A 19,342-nucleotide genomic window follows, 5' to 3' on the forward strand; every position below is an offset into this window, starting at 1 on the left:
CCACCCCGTTCCCGGCGCCATGCCGTCTCACCGGCATCATCACGCACGTTCTGGCGACATATCCAATCATTTCCGGACAGACGGAACGGAACGCCTGCCGCCGGGGACGGCCGCCGCCGGTACGGAGACGCGGGCGCGCTACTACCGGACGGGCTACGACCGGGCGGGATCGGCGAAGACGTGGTCGACCAGGCGGGCGGTGGCCTTGCCGTCGTCGCGGGAGACGTAGGTGTTCACGAAGGCGTCGTAGCGGTCGGTGTAGTCGCCCGAGAGCGCGTCGATGAGCCGCACCGCCTCGATGACGTCGGGACCCTCCGCCAGCAGGGGGCCGGGCGCCTGGGTGCGCATGTCGAGGTACAGGCCGCGGGTGTTGCGGTAACGCTCCAAGTCATGGCCGAAGAAGACCATCGGGCGGCGCGTCACCGCGAAGTCGTACATCACCGACGAGTAGTCGGTGATCAGCACGTCGGCGACCAGCAGAAGGTCGGCCATGTCGGGGTAGGTGGTGACGTCGATGGCGAACGGGTGCTCGCGGCTCATCGGCCCCGGCCGCACCAGCGAGACCGGGCTGGGCACCGCCAGGCCGGGCACCACCGGAGTCGCCTGCATCGCGTGGCCGCGGACCAGCATCACGTGGTCGCGGCCGAGCACCCGCCTGGCCTCGGCGAGGTCGAGCTTGACGGTGCTGTTCTTGCGGTCGTAGTCGCGCCAGGTCGGCGCGTACAGCACCACCCGCTTGCCCGCGGGCACGCCCAGGTTGCGCCGGATGGCCGCCGCGAGGTCGGCGCGGTCGGGATAGGCCAGAACGTCGTTGCGCGGGTAGCCCGACTCCAGGATCTCCCCGCCGTACCCGAACGCGCGCCGCAGCACCTCCGACGCCCACGGGCTCTGCGTCACCAGCAGGTCCCAGTTGGCGACCTCGACGGCCTGGCGGTACCACGCGGCCGGCCTGGGGTCGCGCGCCATGTGGCGCTGGTCGCCGCCGACGCGCTTGAGCGGCGAGCCGTGCCAGGTCTGGACGCAGATCTGGTCCTCACGGGCGCGGAACCACTGCGGCAGCAGCGTGTTGGTGACGATGTGGCGCGAGCGGGCCATCGCGGTGTAGTGCTCGCGGCTCCCCTCGCGCACCACCGTGGGCACGATGCCCGGCCCGAGCCCCAGCTCGGCCGAGCCGGGCGGCACGAAGCCGCCGTCGCGCACCACCCAGATGTGCTCGCGGTCGTCGCCACGGCGCAGCCGCTCCTCGTACACCGCGCGGGCGTTGTCGGAGTAGGACCTGCCGTCGGAGGAGGCGTACACCGTCGCGTCGCGCAGCTCGCGACGCCGCTCGTCGGGGTAGTGCACCCTGCGCAGCGCCCACAGGCCCCGCGCGCCCCTCTCGTCCTCCGGCTGGTGCTCGGCGGCGACCAGGACGGGCACGTCGAACCGCGTGGCCACCAGGCGGTAGGTGCGGCCCCCGGTGACGTGGACGCCTTCGTCGAGGGTCTCCAGCAGCTCGTGGCCGACGCGCAGCGGGGCGGTGGTGCCCTTGCCGCCGGCCACCGCCAGGCTCCAGACGCCCGACGAGAGCGGCGCGGTGTCGCCGAACCTCGGCATGGCGCCCGGCGCCAGCCGCACGGAGAAGCCGGCCCCGGCGCGCGTGACGGGCACGCGGTGAGTCACGCCCGCGCGCTGGCGCAGCACCAGCTCGCGCGGGCCGGGGTCGGGGTCGGGGTAGGTGCCGCCCAGGGTCAGCGAGCCGTCGTCCTCCCAGGTGGCCGAGGTGATCACCGGCCACACCCGGTGCGCGGAGACCACCACGCGGTCGCGCCGGTCGCGCAGCACCGTGACCTCGCTGCGGTCGAGGCCGACACGGGCCTCGCCGTCGGCCTCCATCATGACCGGCGCCGCGGGGTCGCCCTTGGGCTCGATCCACAGCCGCCGGGCGTCACGCTCCTTCATCAGCGCCGGGACGGCCAGCGCCACGGTGAACGTGGTGCCGCCCTCGCCGGGGGTGAAGTCGGCCGCCATGCGGTGGCCGCCGAGGCGCGCCCTGCCCTTGGTGACGGTCGCGCCCGGCAGGAAGCCCGTCAGCTCGATCTGGTCGCCGTGGTGGGCGGTGCCGGTGAGCACCGCCCTGGTGGGCTGGAGCACCACCTGCAGGGCGCGGTCGGACGTCCAGGCCGGGCGCACCCACCAGCCGGGACGGACGCGCAGCCCGGCCGGGCGCTCGGTGCGCCCGAGGGCGGGATTGCGCACGGCCCCGATGGCGCGCGCGCCCCGGCTCCAGATGACGATGTCGGCGCGCCAGGTGGTGGTGTCGGGCACGGCGGTGCGCCCGCGCGCCATGCGCTCGGCGCGGTGCACGGCCGCGCGGATCGCCGCGCGCCAGCGCAGCGACCACGGCCGGATCTCGGCCTCGAAGCCGGCCCAGTCGTAGTTGCAGCCCGGCTCGGCCGCCTGGTGGGTGGCCTCGGGCTTGTGGACCCGGCGGGTGCGGGCCGAGATCGGCGGCACCCACCGGGGGCCGCGCAGCACCAGGGTGGCGCGGTTGAGGCGGCGGCTGCGGACCGACAGCCCGGCGAGGTAGGCGTGGCCGGTGACACGCAGCCGGCCGTCGCGCCAGGAGACGTCGTCGACCTCGGTGACCGGCACGAGGTCGGACCTGCGCAGCCGGAACAGCGGGGCGGGCGCCTGGACGGGGAGCCGGGCGTACCAGGCCAGGCCCTTGCGCACCCGCTTGGACGGCTCCGCCGCGGCGGCGACGAGGTTGGCCAGCTCGTCGCCCACCGCCAGCTCGGCGGGGTCGCGGTGCTCGACGAGGTGGAACGCCAGCCGCCGGGCGACCGGGAGGCGACGCTTGACCGAGGAGTCGACCCCCGAGAGGTAGTCGCGCAGGAGGTCGACGGCCTGGCGCAGCCGGGTGGCGTCCCTGCGCGCGACGGCCTCCAGGCGCAGGGCCAGCGGGCCGTCGAGCGCCGCGGCGTGCAGCCGGCGGCGCTCGGCGCGGGTGAGGCCTCTGGAGTGGACGGCCGCGATCAGCGCGTCGAGCGGCTCTCCCCGGTCATAGAGGTCCTGGGCGGCTCGCAGGCGTTCGGCGACGGCGTCGCCGGCGGGCGCGGGCGTGGCACCGGTGGCCATCGGGGAGGCACCGCCTTTCCAGTCGACCGCAAGGGGCGTCTGCTGGAATGGTAATGCGAGTTACTGGGAAATCACTGATGATCACCGTGCCAGCGCGCGTGGCGCATGTCGGCGCGGTCGCCGCGCATGGGCGTTCCCTCCTCGCGCCAGCGGGCCGCGCACCGGCTCTCGTGGCCAGGCGGCGGCGTCCCGTCGGCGTGCACCACCCGCCACCACGGCACACCGCCGCCCCAGGTGGACATCACCCGGCCGACCTGCCGGGGGCCCGCCTCGGCGAGGTACTCGGAGACGTCGCCGTAGGACATCACCCGGCCGGGCGGGATGCGCTCGACCAGGTCGAGCACCCGCTCGGCGAAGGGGGTCGGGTCTCCCGCGCGCTCGGCGGGGCGGCCCTCCCGGCCCGACCTCAGGTGTCCCACCGGGCCGGCCCGGTGGCGATGATGTCGTCGACCTTGCCGAACTCGTACGGCGAGGCGCCGCCGGCCTGCTCCAGGACGCCGTCGCGGACGCCGTAGGTCTCGCCGTCCTCGCCGACCAGGCCGGCTCCCAGCGCCCCGGCGAGGCGGGCCAGGTGCGCGACCTCCCAGTCGGAGGCCGGCTTACCGTAGAGACGGCCCTGCCAGACGGCGACGGCGTATTCGGCGTCACCGTGCCGCGCGACCACCTCGCCGGACTCCGGCGTCCCGCGCAGCGAAAGGCCCGTGCCCGCCGCGGACGTCACCCGTGCCAGCTCGGCATAGGCGAGCGGCGATTCGCGCTGTACACGCAACTCGTATCCCACGAGATCGGAACCATAGCGAACCTTTACCGCCCTCAGGTACGGAAAAGACCGACTTCTGGCACGTCATGTCCGGAACAGCACCCCTCGGCCGCCGGGAAGCGCCTTTCGCGCCGCCCGGAACCCGGCTCGCGGGCCGCCCTCTTCCCCGGACGGCGCCTCCGGCCGGCCTCGCCCGGGCCGGCGCGGGCCGCGCGGGGGCTGCCCCAGAGCAGGGCGTCCTCGTCCCCGGCGGGCCCGGCGGGTGCCTGCGCGGGCCGAACGGGGGGCTGCCCCGTGATCACTTCGTTCCGGCGTCACGCTCGCCCGCGGGCCGCGCGTTCATCGTGGCCGGGGGCTGTGCCGTGCGCCCGCCGGCCGGGCGGTCATCGGCGCTCGGACCGCCGCGTCAGCACGACCACCCCCGTGCCGAACCCGGCCAGGCCGAGGACCAGCCCGGCCCCGTAGATCCACAGCTTCACGGGGTCGGGGCCCGGAGGCGCGGCCGGTGGCGCCGTGGCGCCCTTGCCGAAGCGCAGGCCGTCCTTGACCGGTACCGCGCTGCGGTAGGCGGTGAGCCGCCCGGCGCCGGCGAGCGCGGCGGCGGCGTCCACCACGCCGAACCCCACCTTGTCGTCGTAGCGGGCGACGGGCTTGCCGCGGGTCGTGGACGCCAGGGCGCGGGCCACGAGCTCGGGCCGCAGCTCGGGGTACTTCGCCTTGATGAGCGCCGCCGCCCCGGCGACCAGGGCGGTGGACGCGCTGCTGCCCTCCAGCAGGCCGTAGCCCTCTGGGGTCGCGGCGGGCACGCCGACGCCCGGCGCCGCCACCAGCACCGACAGGTTGTCGCTGCTGAAGGGGGCGATCTTGCCGGCCCTGTCGACGGCGCCGACGCCGATGACGCCTGAGTAGCCGGCGGGGAAGCTCCAGAAGGAGGTGCCCAGCCGCTGGGCCGCCCTGCTGTCGCCGTCGTTGCCCACGGCCGCCACCAGGACCACGCCGCGCGACAGCGCGTACGTGACGGCCTGCCGGTCGGCGCGCTCGGCGGCGTACTCCCCGAGCGACATGCTGATGACCTTGGCGCCGTTGTCGGTCGCGTACCGCAGGGCCTTGGCCAGCGGGCTGTCGCCGGGCATGCCCATGCCGTCGTCGGGCGGGACGAGGTTCTCCCCCTCCTCGTCGTCCTCGGAGAGCACCGGCACCGACAGGACGCGCGCCTCCGGGGCGATGCCGATCAGCCCGCCGTCGCGCCCCGAGCCGGCGATCAGCGACGCCATCGCCGTGCCGTGCGCCCCGGTGGGCGCCGCGACGCCCTCGATGGCGCCGGCCCGCATGTCGGGGCCGATGGTCACCCTGTCCTTGAGCACGGGCACGCCGGCGTCCACGGCGCTGTCGATCACGGCGACGGTCACGCCCGCGCCCCGGGTGACCTTCCAGGCCTCCTCGGCGTTGACGGCGTCGAGCACCCACTGCTGCCGGTCGCGGACGTCCTCGGCGGCCACGGGGCCCGCCGCGACGCCCGCGACCGCGAGCGCCGCCGCGAGCGCGCCGAGCCTGCGCATGGTTCTGGTGGTCAGCACACGTTTCCCTGGGTGCAGCGGGGGATGGCGGGGGGTTCGGCCAGGATGCGGGCGACCCGGCCCGCGACGGACTGCGCCACGGGCCACAGCTCGCTGTGGGTGATCTCCTCCAGCGGGACGGCGTCGCGCGTGCGGCCGTCGGCGTAGCCGGCGGTGGAGAAGACGATGTACGGGCCCGCGCCCACCCAGCCGGTGCGCTGGCGCTGTGCGGCGCCGAACGACTCGGTCACCGTGCCGGGGAAGGACACCGGCCGCACGCCCACGCGGTCGTCCACGGGGAGATCGGCGGCGGTGGCCACGCGGCTCTCCTCGTCGGCCAGCACCGCGACGCCCACGGTGATCACGAAGGTGGACGTCTGGTCGACGTAGGTGGCGCGCAGCAGCGTGCGGCAGCCGTGCTGCCGCAGCACGCCGCCGACGGGGGCGTCCACGACCGACGCGCACGGCGCCTCGGCGGCGATGCCCACCCGGCGGGCGTACTGCTCGGCGCGGGCGAGGCCGACGTACTCGATCTCGGACGGGAAGACGGTGTCGGCCCGCCAGGTGTGCCAGCGGCGGGCGATGTCCTGCTCGGCGTAACGGGCGCGCTCGGCGACCGTGAGGGGCCGGGAACGGGTCTCCTGCACGACACCGACCACGCCGAGCAGCACGTCGGTCGCCGCGACCGCCAGGATCGTCCCCATGATCAGCAGGAACAGGGTGCGGTAGCGGATGCCGCGCTCGAGCTCGGCCCGCTCCAGCGCCGCCCTGGCGCCCGCGGCGCGCGCCTTGGCGCCGCTCCAGGACCGCGCGCCCCGCAGCCCTGTGCCGCGGCCCGGAGCCCCCGGGCCGGAGAGGCGGGGCGGGCCGGAGGAGCCGCCGCCGGACAAGGGCGTGCCAGAGCCCTTCTCACCTCTCGCACGCGCTGGCCAGGGTGTCCCCGGCCGCGCCCGTGGCTCCTCAGGCGACATACAACGATGCTACGTCGGCGCCCGCTGGCGCCGGTCCGCCAGTGGCTCGTGGATCTCCACGTGTTCCCTCCGGCGCCTCGCCCGCCTCAGCAGCACCACCAGCGCGGTCAGGGCCGCCGCCGCGCAGCCGGACGCCGCCAGCGCGACGCCGCCGTAGAGGCTGATCGCGCCGGTGTCGCGGTGAACCACCCGCACCGGCGGCGGCGGCCCGGCCTCGGCCGCCACGGGGAGGTCGGGATCCTGGACGCCGGCGCCGGTGGCGGTGTGCCGGTGGGAGGCCAGCCGGCCCGCCTCGGCGAGGGCCCTTCCCGCGTTGACGACCCCGAAGCCGGTGCCGGGGTCGTAGGCGCCGGAGGCGCGGCGCGTGGCCCCGGCGGCGAGCGCCTGTGCGACCATCGCGGGCGACATGCGCGGGTGGCGGGACTTGATGAGCGCGGCCACGCCGGAGACCAGCGCCGCCGCCTGGGAGGTGCCCCTGCCCAGCCAGTACTGGTCGCCGGGGCCCGCGCCGAGGATGTCCACGCCGGGGGCCGCGACCAGCACCAGCGAGTTGCGGTTGGAGAAGGACGCCTTGCGCAGGCCACGGTCGGCCGCCGCCACGGAGATCACCCCGGGCAGCGAGGCGGGGTAGGAGTACGGGCCGTCCCTGCGGCCCGCCCCGTCGTTGCCGGCCGCCGCCACCAGGACGACGCCCTTGGAGATGGCGTAGCGGATGGCCGCGCGCTCGCGCCGCGTCGGGCGGTCCTTGGAGATCGACATGTTGACGACGTCGGCCCCCCGGTCGACGGCGTGCCGGATGCCGCGGGCCAGGACGTCCTCGTACCGGGCCTCGGAGTTGAAGGCGCGGAACCCGGGCTCGTCGTCCTCCAGGATGACGCGCACCGAGAGGATCCTGGCGGCGGGCGCCACGCCGATCACGCCTTCGGAGCGGCCGGGCCCGTGCCCGTGCCCGGCGATCAGCGAGGCCATGTACGTGCCGTGCAGCCGTCGCGGCGCGACGCCGCGCGGGTTGGCGCCGGCGGTGTAGTCGGGCCCGGTGACCACCGACCCGGCCAGGTCGTGGTGGCGGGGGTCGACCCCGGAGTCGAGCACCGCGACCGTGGCCCCGGCGCCCCGGGTGACCCGCCACGCGGCGTCCACGCCCAGGGTGCGCAGCACGCGGCTCTGGCTGCCGCGAACCTGGTCGGCGAGCGCGGGGGCCGCCACCGGCCCGGCGACGGCCGTGAGCGCCGTCAGCGCCGCCACCAGGCCCGTCGCGGCACGTGCCCGCGTCAGGCGTGCCGGTGGCCGGATCAGCACTGCCAGTCCTTGCCCGCGCAGTCGGGGCGGGCGGGCTTGACCAGCCGGGCGAGGACGCGCTCCTCCAGGTCGGAGACGAAGGCGAAGATCGTGGCGCGCTGGCGGCCCACCGAGCGCGCCGGGCGCCCGTCGACCTGGCCCGCCGTCGTGAGCACCAGGTAGGGCCCGGCCTGGGCGAGGGAGGACGACTGACGGGCGGCGGCGGTGAACCGGTCGGCGACGGTGCGCGGGAAGGCGAGCGCGCGCAGGCCCGGCGACGGCGAGCCCCCGGACGGGAACGCCTCCCTCGCGGCCAGCGCGGACGCCTGGTCGGGAAAGGCGGCGACGCCCATGGTCACCACCACCCCCTGGAGCGCGTCCAGGTAGGTCGCGCGCAGCACGGCCCGGCAGCCGGCGGCCTTCAGCGCCGTGCGCAGCGCGGCGTCCACGGCGGAGGGGCAGTCGGTGCGGGAGGAGATGCCGACCCGGCGCGCGCCCTCCTGGCCGCCCTGCTCGGCGGAGTACGGCAGCGTGGCGGGGAAGATCTCGCCGGCCGGCCAGGCCCGCCAGCGACGGGCCACCTCGTCGGCGGAGGCCTTGCGCAGCTCCTCGCGGCTCGGGCCGCGGGTGAGCTCGGCGCCCGCGGCGCCCCCCGCCAGGCCCGCCGCCACCGCGCAGGCCAGGGTGAGCGCTGCCGCCACCACCAGGGACGGCCAGGGACGCGACTCACTCACGAGCCTGACCTTAACGCCCAGGACGGATGGGCATCTGCCGTTCCATCCGCATAGATCCCTTCGGAAAGTACTTGACGCATTGGAAAGTGGAAAGTACTTTCCAAATAGGAAAGTGAAGGAGCGCCAGTGAACACCTCCCCCGGAGACGCCCCGTCCATCACCCCCGAGGAGGCCGCGCGCAGCCTGGCCGTCATGCGGGCCTCGCAGGCACGGATCATCCGGGGCCGGCCCTGGTTCCCCGGCTGGTACACCACCGGTGTCGCGCTCCACGTCACGGGCATCCAGTTCCTCACCGAGCCGGGCACCTCCCGAGCCGTCACGGTGACGGGCGTGATCGCGCTGACGGCGGCCCTGGGCGGGTTGGTGGTCGCCCTGGCGGTGTCGCGCCGGCAGCGTCCGCACCGCAGCCTGGTGACCCCCGGGATCCTCGCGGTCTTCACGGCGTGGGTCCTGCTGTCCATGGCCGTCTGCTGGGTGCTCGCCCTCGGCCTCACCTTCGCCGAGGTGCCCTACGCCCGCACCTACGCGGCCCTGGCCATGACGGCGTTCATGGCCGCGACCGGCCCGATCGTGGCCCGCCGGATCACCGGGCACATGGCCGCCCGCATCGAGGCGGGCCGGTGACGGGGCTCGACCCGGCCATCCACGCCCCGGTCAGGCTGCGCATGGTGGCCCTGCTGGCCGCCGTGGAGGAGGCGGAGTTCGCCCACGTCCGCGACGAGATCGAGGTGAGCGACTCCGTGCTGTCCAAACACGCCGGCGCCCTGGAGGCCACCGGCTACGTGGAGATCCGCAAGGGCCACGTGGGCAAGCGCCCGAGGACCTGGCTCAGGCTCACCCCCCGGGGCCGCAGCGCCTACAAGGCGCACGTCGCCGCCCTGCAGGAGATCGTCGCGGGATCGGGCCTGTCGCTCACCCGCGACTAGCCCTACCGCCGTGCCGGCCCGCGCGAGACGCCGCGGCCCGCCCCCTCGCGGGAGAGGGCGGGCCGCGGCGTCGCGTGCGTCGGATCAGTACGTGGGCTGGGAGGGGTCGACGGTCTTGACCCAGCTCAGCACCCCGCCGCCCACGTGGACGGCGTCGGCGAAGCCGGCGTTCTTCACCACGGCCAGGGCCTCGGCGGAGCGGGCGCCCGACTTGCAGTGCAGGACGATCTTCTTGTCGTGCGGGAGCAGCTCAAGGGCGGTGCCCCGCAGGAACTCGCCCTTGGGGATCAGGACGGCGCCGGGGATGTTGACGATCTCCCACTCGTTCTGCTCGCGGACGTCCACCAGGAAGATGTCCTCCCCGCGGTCCTGCATGTCCTTGAGCTCCTGGGCGGTGATCGTGGAGCCGGTCGCGGCCTGCTGGGCCTCGTCGGAGATCGAGCCGCAGAACGCCTCGTAGTCGATCAGCTCGGTGATCGTGGGGTTCTTGCCGCACAGCGGGCACTCGGGGTCCTTGCGGACCTTGACGTCCCGGTACTTCATCTCCAGGGCGTCGTAGATCATCAAGCGGCCGACCAGCGGCTCGCCGATGCCGGTGAGCACCTTGATCGCCTCGTTGACCTGAACCGAGCCGATGGAGGCGCACAGCACGCCGAGGACGCCGCCCTCGGCGCAGGAGGGCACCATGCCGGGGGGCGGGGGCTCGGGGTACAGGCAGCGGTAGCAGGGGCCGTGCTCGGCCCAGAACACGCTCGCCTGGCCGTCGAAGCGGTAGATCGAGCCCCAGATGTAGGGCTTGCCGAGCAGGACGGCCGCGTCGTTGACCATGTAGCGGGTCGCGAAGTTGTCGGTGCCGTCGACGATCAGGTCGTACGCCGCGAAGATGTCCATCACGTTGTCGGTCGTCAGCGCGACGTTGTGGATGATCACGTTCACGTACGGGTTGATCTCGCGGACGCTCGCGGCGGCGCTCTCGGCCTTCAGGCGGCCGACGTCCGACTGCCCGTGGATGATCTGGCGCTGGAGGTTGGACTCGTCGACGACGTCGAAGTCGACGACGCCGAGGGTGCCGACTCCGGCCGCGGCGAGGTACATGAGGGCGGGGGAACCGAGGCCGCCCGCGCCCACACAGAGCACCTTGGCGTTCTTCAGCCGCTTCTGCCCTGCCATGCCCACATCGGGGATGATCAGGTGGCGAGAGTAGCGGCGCACCTCGTCAACGGTCAGCTCGTCGGCCGGCTCGACCAGCGGTGGCAACGACACAGTTCTACGCTCCCGTTTCGGGGGATCTTCCCAGGGATTCACCAATCGGCGGCTCGCCCGTCAGGCTACGTGCCCCGCCGTCTTCCTCAACCTAACCCGGTCTCCCCCGCATTCCCGAATCAACGATCTTACCGGACAGAGGCCGCGTTCTCCGCGTTCTTCGTGCCGGGCGCGTCTTCGGTTTCACCGCCGCGCGGGGAGACTCCGGCGCCGGGGCTCAGCTCCGTGAGCCGGGCGCCCTCGCGCATCAGCGCGCGTATGTGGCGGGCGACCAGCAGCGGGTACTCCATCTGCGCGACGTGGCCCGCGTGCGGCAGCAGCACCAGCCGCACGTCGGGGAAGGTGCGCCCGGCGCGCGCCGCCATGCGCGGGTCGACCAGGCGGTCGCGCCGCCCGTGGATCACCATCGTGGGCGCCGTCACCCGGGCGGCCTGCCGCCAGAGGTTGTCCTCGCCCCTGCGGAAGTACTCGTTGACCAGCGCGCGGGCCGACGCCACGAGCGCCAGTCCGGCGTAGGGCAGATCGTCGCGGCGGCGCAGCTCGGTGATGGCGTCCTCGACGCGGGTGGGGTGCACCCGCCCGGCGTCGGCGTAGCACATGGCCATCGTGGCCTGGATGCGCCGCTCGGGCGGCATCCACCGCATGCGGGAGGCGGCCCACTCGCCGATGCGCGGGGTGGCCGACACCGCGACCCGCGCGGGGCCGTAGCGCGGGAGCAGGTCGGGCAGCGCCGGGGAGATGAGCGTGAGCGTGCGGACGAGCTGGGGGTGCGTGGCCGCCACCCGGACGGCGACCGCGCCGCCCAGCGAGTTGCCGACCAGGTGCACCGGGCCACCGACGTGCTCGACCAGCGCGGTGACGGCCGAGGCGTAGGCGTCGACGGAGTAGTCGGCGCCGGGCGGGGCCGGGGAGAAGCCGGCCCCGGGAAGGTCGAGGGCGTACCCGCGCACCTCGCCGCTCAGCTCGCCCATGACGTCGGTCCAGTTGGTGGCCGACCCGGCCAGCCCGTGCACGAACACGGCCCGCTCCTCGGGCCCGGCGGGCGTCGAGCGGACGTGCAGCGTCGTCTCGCCGAGCGCGACCAGCTCCCCCGGCCAGTGTGGAATCGGCTCCTGCGGCATCGCTCCCCCTTCGGTCCAACCTCCGGTTTCGACGATAACCCGGCGCCGCCACCGCCCGTTCACCACCACACCGGGCTGAGGAAGCGTCCGGACAGGACCGAAGATCATTTGAAAAATCGGGCAAATCGGGAAATATCGAACTGAAAGACATAAGGGCAGGTTAAGGAGCTGCCAAGACGCAGTGATCCTCGTTTGTCGTATGGGTCCCCCGGATAACAACACAAGTGGGAACGCTCTTAACGAGCACCCAGCATTTACCGAGAAACGCGTAAATGCGTCTGCTGGGCAACCCGATGCGTCAAGGGGGAAAACGCAATGCCCGTGAAGAAATATGCCGCAATTCTCACCGTCACCGCGGCACTCACCGGTGGTCTCGCCGGCCTGGGAGCGACCAGTGCCAACGCGTCCACCGCGATCGGCACCAACGTCGGCTGGGGCGATGACTTCGGCGGCTACGGCGGCGGCTTCGACGGCGGCGGCGGCGGTTACGGCGGCGGCCACCACTGCCACCACGGCCACCATGGCCACCACGGCCACCACGGCGACCACGGCGGCTACTACGGTGACGACGACGGCGACTGGGGCGGCAAGGGCTACAAGAAGCACCACCGTCACCACCGCAAGCACGGCGGACACCACCGCAACTGCTACTTCAAGATCGTCGAGGCGCGCTTCTTCCGTGCGATCATCGGCCACAACAACCACCACGGCGGCGGCCACGACTACTGGCGCGACGACAAGCGCTGGGCCCCGCCGCACCACCACCACAAGAAGTGGAAGCACGGCAAGCACGACCGTTGATCGACGCCCGGCCTGAGCGGCCTCGCCGAGGGACGGTAGCGAACCCGGCGGAAGCACCGGCCGCGTAGGAGTAGATGGCGGTACAGCACGAAGACGGGCCCCGGAGCCTTTCTGGCTCCGGGGCCCTTCCGCCATTCCTCCCGCGTATCCATAAACGCCCCCGCCGCGATTTCGGGTTCTCCGTCACGCGGCGGTGGTTCCCGTGTTCTCCGTTTCGCGAGGCGGCGAAGGAGTACCGATTTCGCCGCCCCATTCGACGCCGGAACGCGGCTTTCCGAGGCGGGCGCGCCGCGCCGCCGTCCCGGACCTCCCGTGGCACGCGGCGCGTCCGATTCCGGAAGGCGCGGGCCGGTTCAGGTGAGGGCGGTGGGCCGGACGAGCAGTTCGTTGACGTCGACCTCGGCGGGCTGGGCGATGGCGTACGCGATGGCGGAGGCGACGGACGACGCCGGGATGTTGAACCGCCGGGCGGCCCCGGCCACGACCGCCCGCACCTCCTCGTCAGCGCCGTGGCGGGTGAGCTCCGACTCGGTGAAGCCGGGGCTGACCAAGGTCACGCGGATGTCGGTGCTCTCCTGACGCAGCCCCTCCGAGAGCGCCCGCACGGCGAACTTGGTGGCGCAGTAGACGGCGCTCGTCGCGTCGACCTCGTACGCCGTCGTCGAGCCGATGTTGACGATGTGGCCGGCGCCCCGGGCCCGCATCAGCGGCAGAACGGCCGCGATGCCGTACAGGGTGCCACGCAGGTTCACGTCGATCATCTGGTCCCACTCGTCGACGAGCCCCTTGTCCAGCCGCGACAGGGCCATCACGCCCGCGTTGTTGACCATCACGTCGACGCGGCCGTGCCGTTCGTGGGCGGCGTCGGCGAAGGCGCGCACGCTGTCCAGGCTCGTCACGTCGAGCTCCTGGTGATCGGCCCGGCCGCCTGCCGCGTGGATCTCGTCGGAGACGGCCTTGAGGCGGTCGGCGCGCCGGGCGCCGAGCACCACGTGGTGGCCGTCGGCGGCCAGCCGGCGGGCGGTGGCCTCGCCGATGCCGCTGCTGGCGCCGGTGATGAGAACGATCTTGCTGTCGGAAGCGGGCGTGGTCGTGCTGCTCATGTGGACTCCAGGGAGGGTCGGTCACGGGGTGCGGAGCCCCGTGCCACCAAGCCTGGGCCCGGAGCCCGGGATGGAGAAGGACGTGTCTTCCTGGGGGCGCCACACCCAGGAAGACCCGCCCTTCCGTGCGCCCGCGCCCGCGTGGAGCAATGCATCAGGAACATGGTGAAAGCCGGGAATGCCGGGAAAGCCGGAAGGGGGACGGTGGCCGGGGGACGGCTACGACGCGGCGTGGGCCGATCCCAGGTACGCGACGGCGTCGGCGCTGCGGCTGTCCGGCTCCGGCGTGCCGACGAGCAACTGCTGGCCGGGCGTGTCATGGACGTCGAAGATCTGGTAGTTCAGCTCGACGCGGCCGGCCCGCGGGTGGACGAAGGTCTTGACCATCCGCTTCAGCCCGCTCACGTTCTGCCGCTCCCACAGCCCGCGGAACGCGGGAGTGGTCTCCACCAGCTCGTCCGCGAGAGCCCGGATCTCCGGCTCGTGCGGGAAGGCGGTCGCGTTGAGGCGCAGGGCGTACACGACGGCCTCCGCCACGACGGGCCAGTCGGCGAAGACGGCCTCGGCCTCCGGATGCAGGAACAGCACGCGCACCATGTTCCTCATGCCGTCGAACGGCGAGAGCAGCGCGTCCGCGACGGCGTTGGCGGCGAGGACGTCGAAGGACGGGCCCACCACGTACGCCGCCGCCGCGGGAAAGGAGTCGAGCAGGCGCCGCAGATCGGGGTGGACCAGGTCGGGCGTACCGTCCGGCGACGGCCTCGGGTTCAGCCCGGCGAGCCGGAAGACGTGGCCGCGCGCGTCCGCGTCGAGCCGGAGCGCCCGCCCGATCGCGTCCACGACCTGCGGCGACGGGTTGCGTTCCCGGCCCTGCTCCAACCGGGCGTAGTAGTCGGCGCTCACCCCCGCCAGCACCGCGACCTCCTCACGGCGCAGCCCGTGCACCCGGCGGCCGCCGCCGCCGCGCAGCCCCACGTCGGCGGGGTCGACACGGGCGCGCTGGGCGCGCAGGAACTCACCGAGCGGAGTACCGGGTCTGTCGGGCACGGCCGTCAGCCTACGCGCCCGGCCGGATGCCCTCTCCCCGGCGATCTCCACCCACGGCTCCACGTGGCGGGCGTCCCGGGAGCGCCCCGGCCGGCCGCCGGGTGCCTCACCGGAAGGCGAACGCGGCGACCTGATCGGGGACGCGCTCAGGCGGTCTTGCGGGCGCGGCGCTTCGGCGCCTGCTTCTTGGCGTCCTTCTCCTCATCGGCCGCCTTCGCGGCCTTCGCCGCGGGCCTCTTCTTGGCGGGGGCCTTCTCACCGGCGCCCTCGCGCTCCTTCTTGGCCGCGTCGACGCTGGCCCGCAGCGCCGCCATCAGGTCGACGGCGGGACCGGCCTCCTCCGCCGCCTCGGGCCGGACGATCTCCTTGCCCTCCACCTTGGCCTCGATCATCGTCTGGAGCGCCTCCCGGTAGGCGTCGTGGTAGTCGGCGGGGTCGAACTCCCCGGCCATGGTCTGGATGAGGGACTCCGCCATCTGCAGTTCCTGCGGGCGGACCTCGACGTCCTCGTCCTGGAAGGCGAACCCCGCCTCGCGGACCTCGTCGGGCCACAGCATGGTCTCCAGCACGAACACGCCCTCGCGGATGCGCAGGGCCGCGAGCGACTCGCGCTGACGCAGCGCGATCTTCACGATCGCCACCTGCCCGGTGCGCTCCAGCGCGTCGCGCAGCAGCACGTACGGCTTCACGCCCGCGGGCTCGGGCTCCACGTAGTACGACTTGTTGAACAGGATGGGATCCAGCTGCTCGGCCGGCGTGAACTGCAGCACGTCGATGCGGCGCGACGTCGTCAGGGGCAGCTCGGCGAAGTCCTCGTCGGTGAGCACCACCATCTCGCCGCCGGGCAGCTCGTACCCCTTGGCGATGTCGGCGTACGGGATCTCCTCGCCGTCGACGCTGCACACGCGCTTGTACTTGATGCGACCGGCGTCCTCGCGGTGCACCTGGTGGAAGGTGACGTCCTTCTGTTCGGTCGCCGAATAGAGTTTCACCGGGATCGTGACGAGCCCGAACGAGACGGCACCCTTCCAGATGCTACGCATGACTTCTCCTCACCTCGGACCCACTGTCGAACAGGCGTTCGGTAGTGGCAAGGGCGCAAAGCAGTATCCAAATGGGCAGTACCCACTGTGGATGGCCGTATCCGGCGAAGTCACTGCCCGCCGGGGGCGGAATAGGGGTCGGCCGTCGCATCGGACGTCCCCGACCATGGGACGCGACAGGAAGGGGCCGGCGTGGCCGACAAGGTCCGGGTCAAGGTGGGCGATCGCGAGCTGACGATCGGCAACCTGCAGAAGGTGCTGTACCCGGAGGCGGGGTTCACCAAGGCCGAGGTGATCGACTACTACAGCCGGGTCGCCCCCGTGATGCTGCCGCACCTGCGGGGCCGGCCGCTCACCGTCAAGCGCTACCCCAACGGTGTGGGCGGCACGTTCTTCTTCGAGAAGAACCGCCCGGCCCACACCCCCGACTGGGTGCGCACGGCGCGCCTGCCCGTCCCGGGCAGCACCAAGGACCGCGACACCATCGACTTCGCCGTCGTCGACGACCTGCCGACCCTGGTGTACTTCGCCGCGCTCGCCGCGCTGGAGTTCCACACGCCCATGTGGCGGGTGGACGACGACGGCGAGGCCCTGCCGCCCGACGTCATGGTCTTCGACCTCGACCCCGGCGCGCCCGCGAGCATCGTCGAGTGCTGCCGGGTGGCCTCCCGGCTGCGCGACGTGCTGCGCGAGGACGACCTGCCGGCGTGCCCCAAGACGAGCGGCAACAAGGGCATGCAGGTCTACGTCCCGTGGGCCGGCCGCTCGGACGACGCCTCCGAGTACGCCAAGGCCGTCGCCCAGCGCCTGGAGGGGGAGAGCCCCGGCGAGGTCGTGAGCAAGATGGCGAGGAAACTGCGTCCGGGGAAGGTGTTCATCGACTGGAGCCAGAACAACCCGGCCAAGACCACCGTCACGCCGTACTCGCTGCGCGCCAACCCGCGGCCGACCGCCTCCACCCCGCTCACCTGGGAGGAGGTCGAGGGCTGCTCCTCGGCCGAGGAGCTGGTCTTCACCGCGGGCGACGTCCTGGCCAGGGTGGAGGAGCACGGCGACCTCATGGCGCCGCTGGTGACGCCGGAGCCCGGACGGGCTCGGGGCGGGCCTTAGGCTGGACCCATCGGGCACGGACACGGCGGCGAGCCACACCGGCCCGCGATGGAGGGACCGATGATGTCCGAGATGGATCAGGGCGGCGACGAGTCGGCGCTGGACGCGCTCGACCCCCTCGACGACGTGGCCGACGAGCTTGACACCGAGGTCCCGGAGGCCGACGCCATCGAGCAGCGCCTGACCCTCCGCACCGAACAGCGGGAATGGCCTCTGGAGATTCCCTACGACGTCGACCCGGCCGACGCCGCCGACCAGGAGCGTGTGGTCGACCTCGACGAGGACTACCGCTGACGACACCGGATCCGCACCCGCGCGTAGGATGTGAAGCCCGAACCCGATCAACGGGCGTGAGGCACAGGCGAGCGCCTGACCGGCGGGGGTTCCGAGCCTCGACAACACGAAACCGGATCTGATCACCGAGCGCGTGACGCGTGAACCGTCCCCAAGGAGTGTCCCGTGACCGCTACCCCGGACGCCAAGCCCCGGGGCACCCGGCTGCCCCGCATGGCCCGCCGACGCCAGCTTCTCAGCGCGGCGCAGGAGGTCTTCGTGGAGAACGGGTACCACGCGGCGGCCATGGACGAGATCGCGGAACGGGCCGGGGTCAGCAAGCCGGTGCTCTACCAGCACTTCCCCGGCAAGCTGGAGCTCTACCTCGCCCTGCTCGACCTGCACGTCGAGGACATGACCAACCGGTGCCGCGAGGCCCTGGCGTCGACGACCGACAACAAGCAACGGGTGCAGGCGGCCATCGGGGCCTTCTTCGACTTCGTCTCCACCCAGGGCGAGGCGTTCCGCCTGGTCTTCGAGTCCGACCTCCGCAACGTGGCGCCGGTGCGCCAGCGCATGGAGCGCTCGCTGCGCGACTGCTCCGAGATGATCAGCCAGGTGATCCAGGAGGACACCGGCTGTTCGAGCGACGAGGCGCACCTGCTCGGCGTCGGCCTGGTGGGCATGGCCGAGGTCAGCGCCCGCTACTGGCTGGCCTCACACGGATCCATCCCCAAGGACGTCGCGACCCAGCTCATGGCGCGCCTGGCATGGCGCGGCATCGGCGGGTTCCCCCGCACCGCCTGACCCCGCGCGATCTCGCCGCCGGGAGATCCCGTGTTCGCTTGACGCGATCAGATGGGGTCACCCCGGGCGGAGGGCGTCACGATGGGACCACAGACTCCCGTCGAAAGGCAGCAATATGGAACTCAAGATCGCCGTGCGCTCCGTACACCGGGAGATCATCGTCGAGACCGACCTCAGCGCCGACCAGGTGGAGGAGGAGCTGCGCAAGTCGCTGGCGTCCGACCGCGGCGTCTTCTCGATCACCGACGTCAAGGGACGCCGCGTGATCATCCCCGTCAAGTCGCTCGGCTTCGTCGAGATCGGCGAGGACGAGACGCGTCCGGTGGGCTTCGGCGGCACCCTCTAGACCGGCGTCTCGGGGGGGGCTCACCCGCCCCCTCGGGCTCACGCCGTCCGAGCGTTCACGGCCCCGCGCACGTGCCGCGGGAGCCGAGGGAGCACCCGCACGGGCGGCGGAGCCGCTGGACGTCGTCGCGCCCGTGCCCGATGGCCGGGCAGTGCGCGCTTTCCCTCCGTAACACCGGGCGCGAGGCCCAGCGATCGGGTCCACATCTCATCAGGGAGCTGCCGTAGCGGCGCAAGGCCCTCATTCTTCGAACGCTACAACCGCCGGGGCCGTTCGCGCCGCCCGAACCGCGCATGGATTCACCCGGATGTCCGGCATCCGGGGTGTGGTCAGGGGCCGGGCACCAGACCGAGCGCCGCCATGCGCCTGCCGTGCTGCTCGGTGAGCCGCGCGAACATCCTGCCGATCTCCACGAGGTCGGCGTCCGCCGTGCCGCCCCTCCCCCTGGCCACGGCCTGCTCCCGCACCGCCGCCTCCCGCCCCTGGGCCGCGTCGCCGGGCAGGGCGCCGGAGACCAGCAGGACGGCGAGCTCCGGGCGGGCGGCCGCGAGCCGGTGGGCCTGGCTGAGCGCCTCGCCCACCATGCGCCGCGCCCACAGCGCCAGACGGCCGGCGTTCGCCGGGTTCTCGGCGAGCGCGGCGCGCACCCGCTCGACGGCGAACTCCGACCGGGGCTCCTCGGCCAGCACCTCGTTCACCAGCTTGCGCGTCTCGGGCTCCACGTGGCGGGCGGCCTCGCGGTAGAAGTCCCCCGCGATGCCCGTGCCGACGTAGGCTTTGACCAGTGTCTCGAGCCAGTCGCCCGGGCGGGTCTGCGCGTGCCAGTCGTCGATCGCGGCCACGAACGGCGCCATGGCCTCCTCGGGGTCGACGCCGAGCCACGAGAGCCGGTCGCGCAGCAGCCGGAAGTGCGCGTACTCCGACGCCGCCAGCTCGCTGAGGGCGGCGCGGTCGTTCAAGGTGGGGGACAGTGTGGCCGCGTCCTCGGCCATCCTGAGGAACGCGGTCAGCTCGGCGTAGGCGAGCACGCCGAGCAGGTCGACCACACCGGGAGGGGAATCGCTCATGGATGCAGCGTACGAG

At 73.3% G+C, this 19,342-nt stretch carries 20 protein-coding genes; 7 read left to right on the forward strand and 13 right to left on the reverse strand.

Annotated elements, in window-relative coordinates; translation table 11 throughout:
- Positions 1 to 153: 153 nt before the first annotated feature.
- The 7 genes from PYR91_RS30735 to PYR91_RS30765 all read right to left on the reverse strand — a co-directional run bounded on the left by PYR91_RS30735 (position 154) and on the right by PYR91_RS30765 (position 8,419).
- Entirely contained in the window at positions 154 to 3,120 is a 2,967-nt protein-coding gene (locus PYR91_RS30735) for a CDP-glycerol glycerophosphotransferase family protein (protein WP_279785505.1), read from the reverse strand.
- Positions 3,121 to 3,191: 71 nt separating this feature from the next.
- Positions 3,192 to 3,530: an MGMT family protein gene (locus tag PYR91_RS30740; RefSeq protein ID WP_279785628.1), complete on the reverse strand. Its 339-nt coding sequence runs from the start codon at positions 3,528 to 3,530 to the stop codon at positions 3,192 to 3,194.
- Positions 3,527 to 3,889 (reverse strand): hypothetical protein, encoded by a 363-nt coding sequence (locus PYR91_RS30745; RefSeq protein ID WP_279785507.1) that lies wholly within the window; start codon positions 3,887 to 3,889, stop codon positions 3,527 to 3,529. Before PYR91_RS30745 ends, PYR91_RS30740 begins: the two co-directional genes overlap by 4 nt.
- Before the next feature lie 374 nt (positions 3,890 to 4,263).
- Complete coding sequence (locus PYR91_RS30750; RefSeq protein WP_279785509.1) at positions 4,264 to 5,457, reverse strand: S8 family serine peptidase; 1,194 nt, start codon at positions 5,455 to 5,457, stop codon at positions 4,264 to 4,266.
- Positions 5,451 to 6,326, reverse strand: coding sequence for a hypothetical protein (locus PYR91_RS30755; protein WP_279785511.1), 876 nt, complete (start codon positions 6,324 to 6,326; stop codon positions 5,451 to 5,453). The genes PYR91_RS30750 and PYR91_RS30755 overlap by 7 nt, the downstream gene beginning before the upstream one ends.
- A gap of 90 nt (positions 6,327 to 6,416) precedes the next feature.
- Entirely contained in the window at positions 6,417 to 7,706 is a 1,290-nt protein-coding gene (locus tag PYR91_RS30760; RefSeq protein ID WP_279785513.1) for a S8 family serine peptidase, read from the reverse strand.
- Complete coding sequence (locus PYR91_RS30765; RefSeq protein WP_279785514.1) at positions 7,700 to 8,419, reverse strand: hypothetical protein; 720 nt, start codon at positions 8,417 to 8,419, stop codon at positions 7,700 to 7,702. The genes PYR91_RS30760 and PYR91_RS30765 overlap by 7 nt, the downstream gene beginning before the upstream one ends.
- A gap of 126 nt (positions 8,420 to 8,545) precedes the next feature.
- On the opposite strand from PYR91_RS30765, the gene PYR91_RS30770 reads away from it, so the two are divergent.
- The gene (locus PYR91_RS30770) at positions 8,546 to 9,043 is read left to right on the forward strand and encodes a hypothetical protein (protein WP_279785516.1); all 498 of its coding nucleotides are present in this window, start codon (positions 8,546 to 8,548) and stop codon (positions 9,041 to 9,043) included.
- A gap of 41 nt (positions 9,044 to 9,084) precedes the next feature.
- Entirely contained in the window at positions 9,085 to 9,345 is a 261-nt protein-coding gene (locus PYR91_RS30775) for a transcriptional regulator (protein ID WP_279785630.1), read from the forward strand.
- Positions 9,346 to 9,429: 84 nt separating this feature from the next.
- On the opposite strand, the gene moeZ is transcribed toward PYR91_RS30775, so the two are convergent.
- Positions 9,430 to 10,608 carry an adenylyltransferase/sulfurtransferase MoeZ gene (gene moeZ / locus PYR91_RS30780; RefSeq protein ID WP_279785518.1) on the reverse strand — a complete coding sequence of 393 codons (1,179 nt, stop codon included), beginning with the start codon at positions 10,606 to 10,608 and terminating at the stop codon, positions 9,430 to 9,432.
- 128 nt (positions 10,609 to 10,736) lie between these two features.
- On the reverse strand, positions 10,737 to 11,729 hold the full coding sequence (locus PYR91_RS30785) for an alpha/beta fold hydrolase (protein WP_279785520.1): 993 nt from the start codon (positions 11,727 to 11,729) through the stop codon (positions 10,737 to 10,739).
- A gap of 315 nt (positions 11,730 to 12,044) precedes the next feature.
- Here PYR91_RS30785 and PYR91_RS30790 point away from each other — a divergent pair, with 315 nt between their 5' ends.
- On the forward strand, positions 12,045 to 12,530 hold the full coding sequence (locus tag PYR91_RS30790; protein WP_279785521.1) for a hypothetical protein: 486 nt from the start codon (positions 12,045 to 12,047) through the stop codon (positions 12,528 to 12,530).
- A gap of 353 nt (positions 12,531 to 12,883) precedes the next feature.
- On the opposite strand, the gene PYR91_RS30795 is transcribed toward PYR91_RS30790, so the two are convergent.
- The 3 genes from PYR91_RS30795 to PYR91_RS30805 all read right to left on the reverse strand — a co-directional run bounded on the left by PYR91_RS30795 (position 12,884) and on the right by PYR91_RS30805 (position 15,723).
- Positions 12,884 to 13,633 carry an SDR family oxidoreductase gene (locus tag PYR91_RS30795; RefSeq protein ID WP_279785523.1) on the reverse strand — a complete coding sequence of 250 codons (750 nt, stop codon included), beginning with the start codon at positions 13,631 to 13,633 and terminating at the stop codon, positions 12,884 to 12,886.
- Between the two features lie 219 nt (positions 13,634 to 13,852).
- Entirely contained in the window at positions 13,853 to 14,680 is an 828-nt protein-coding gene (locus tag PYR91_RS30800; RefSeq protein WP_279785525.1) for a helix-turn-helix transcriptional regulator, read from the reverse strand.
- 146 nt (positions 14,681 to 14,826) lie between these two features.
- Positions 14,827 to 15,723, reverse strand: a complete 897-nt coding sequence (locus tag PYR91_RS30805; RefSeq protein ID WP_279785527.1) for a Ku protein — start codon at positions 15,721 to 15,723, stop codon at positions 14,827 to 14,829.
- A 192-nt stretch (positions 15,724 to 15,915) separates the two neighbouring features.
- Between PYR91_RS30805 and ligD the strand changes: the two genes are divergently transcribed.
- From ligD to PYR91_RS30825, 4 genes are all read left to right on the forward strand, one after another.
- A complete protein-coding gene (gene ligD / locus PYR91_RS30810; protein WP_279785529.1) occupies positions 15,916 to 16,833 on the forward strand; it encodes a non-homologous end-joining DNA ligase in 918 nt (305 codons plus the stop codon).
- A 63-nt stretch (positions 16,834 to 16,896) separates the two neighbouring features.
- The gene (locus PYR91_RS30815) at positions 16,897 to 17,127 is read left to right on the forward strand and encodes a hypothetical protein (protein ID WP_279785531.1); all 231 of its coding nucleotides are present in this window, start codon (positions 16,897 to 16,899) and stop codon (positions 17,125 to 17,127) included.
- Positions 17,128 to 17,292: 165 nt separating this feature from the next.
- Positions 17,293 to 17,913 (forward strand): TetR/AcrR family transcriptional regulator, encoded by a 621-nt coding sequence (locus PYR91_RS30820; RefSeq protein WP_279785532.1) that lies wholly within the window; start codon positions 17,293 to 17,295, stop codon positions 17,911 to 17,913.
- 115 nt (positions 17,914 to 18,028) lie between these two features.
- Positions 18,029 to 18,259: a DUF3107 domain-containing protein gene (locus PYR91_RS30825; RefSeq protein WP_279785533.1), complete on the forward strand. Its 231-nt coding sequence runs from the start codon at positions 18,029 to 18,031 to the stop codon at positions 18,257 to 18,259.
- A gap of 329 nt (positions 18,260 to 18,588) precedes the next feature.
- Here the strand turns inward: PYR91_RS30825 and PYR91_RS30830 are convergent, their stop codons facing one another.
- Complete coding sequence (locus PYR91_RS30830) at positions 18,589 to 19,326, reverse strand: ferritin-like fold-containing protein (RefSeq protein ID WP_279785535.1); 738 nt, start codon at positions 19,324 to 19,326, stop codon at positions 18,589 to 18,591.
- Positions 19,327 to 19,342: the final 16 nt, after the last annotated feature.

This window comes from Sphaerisporangium sp. TRM90804, assembly GCF_029846175.1.
Taxonomy (GTDB): Bacteria; Actinomycetota; Actinomycetes; order Streptosporangiales; family Streptosporangiaceae; genus Sphaerisporangium.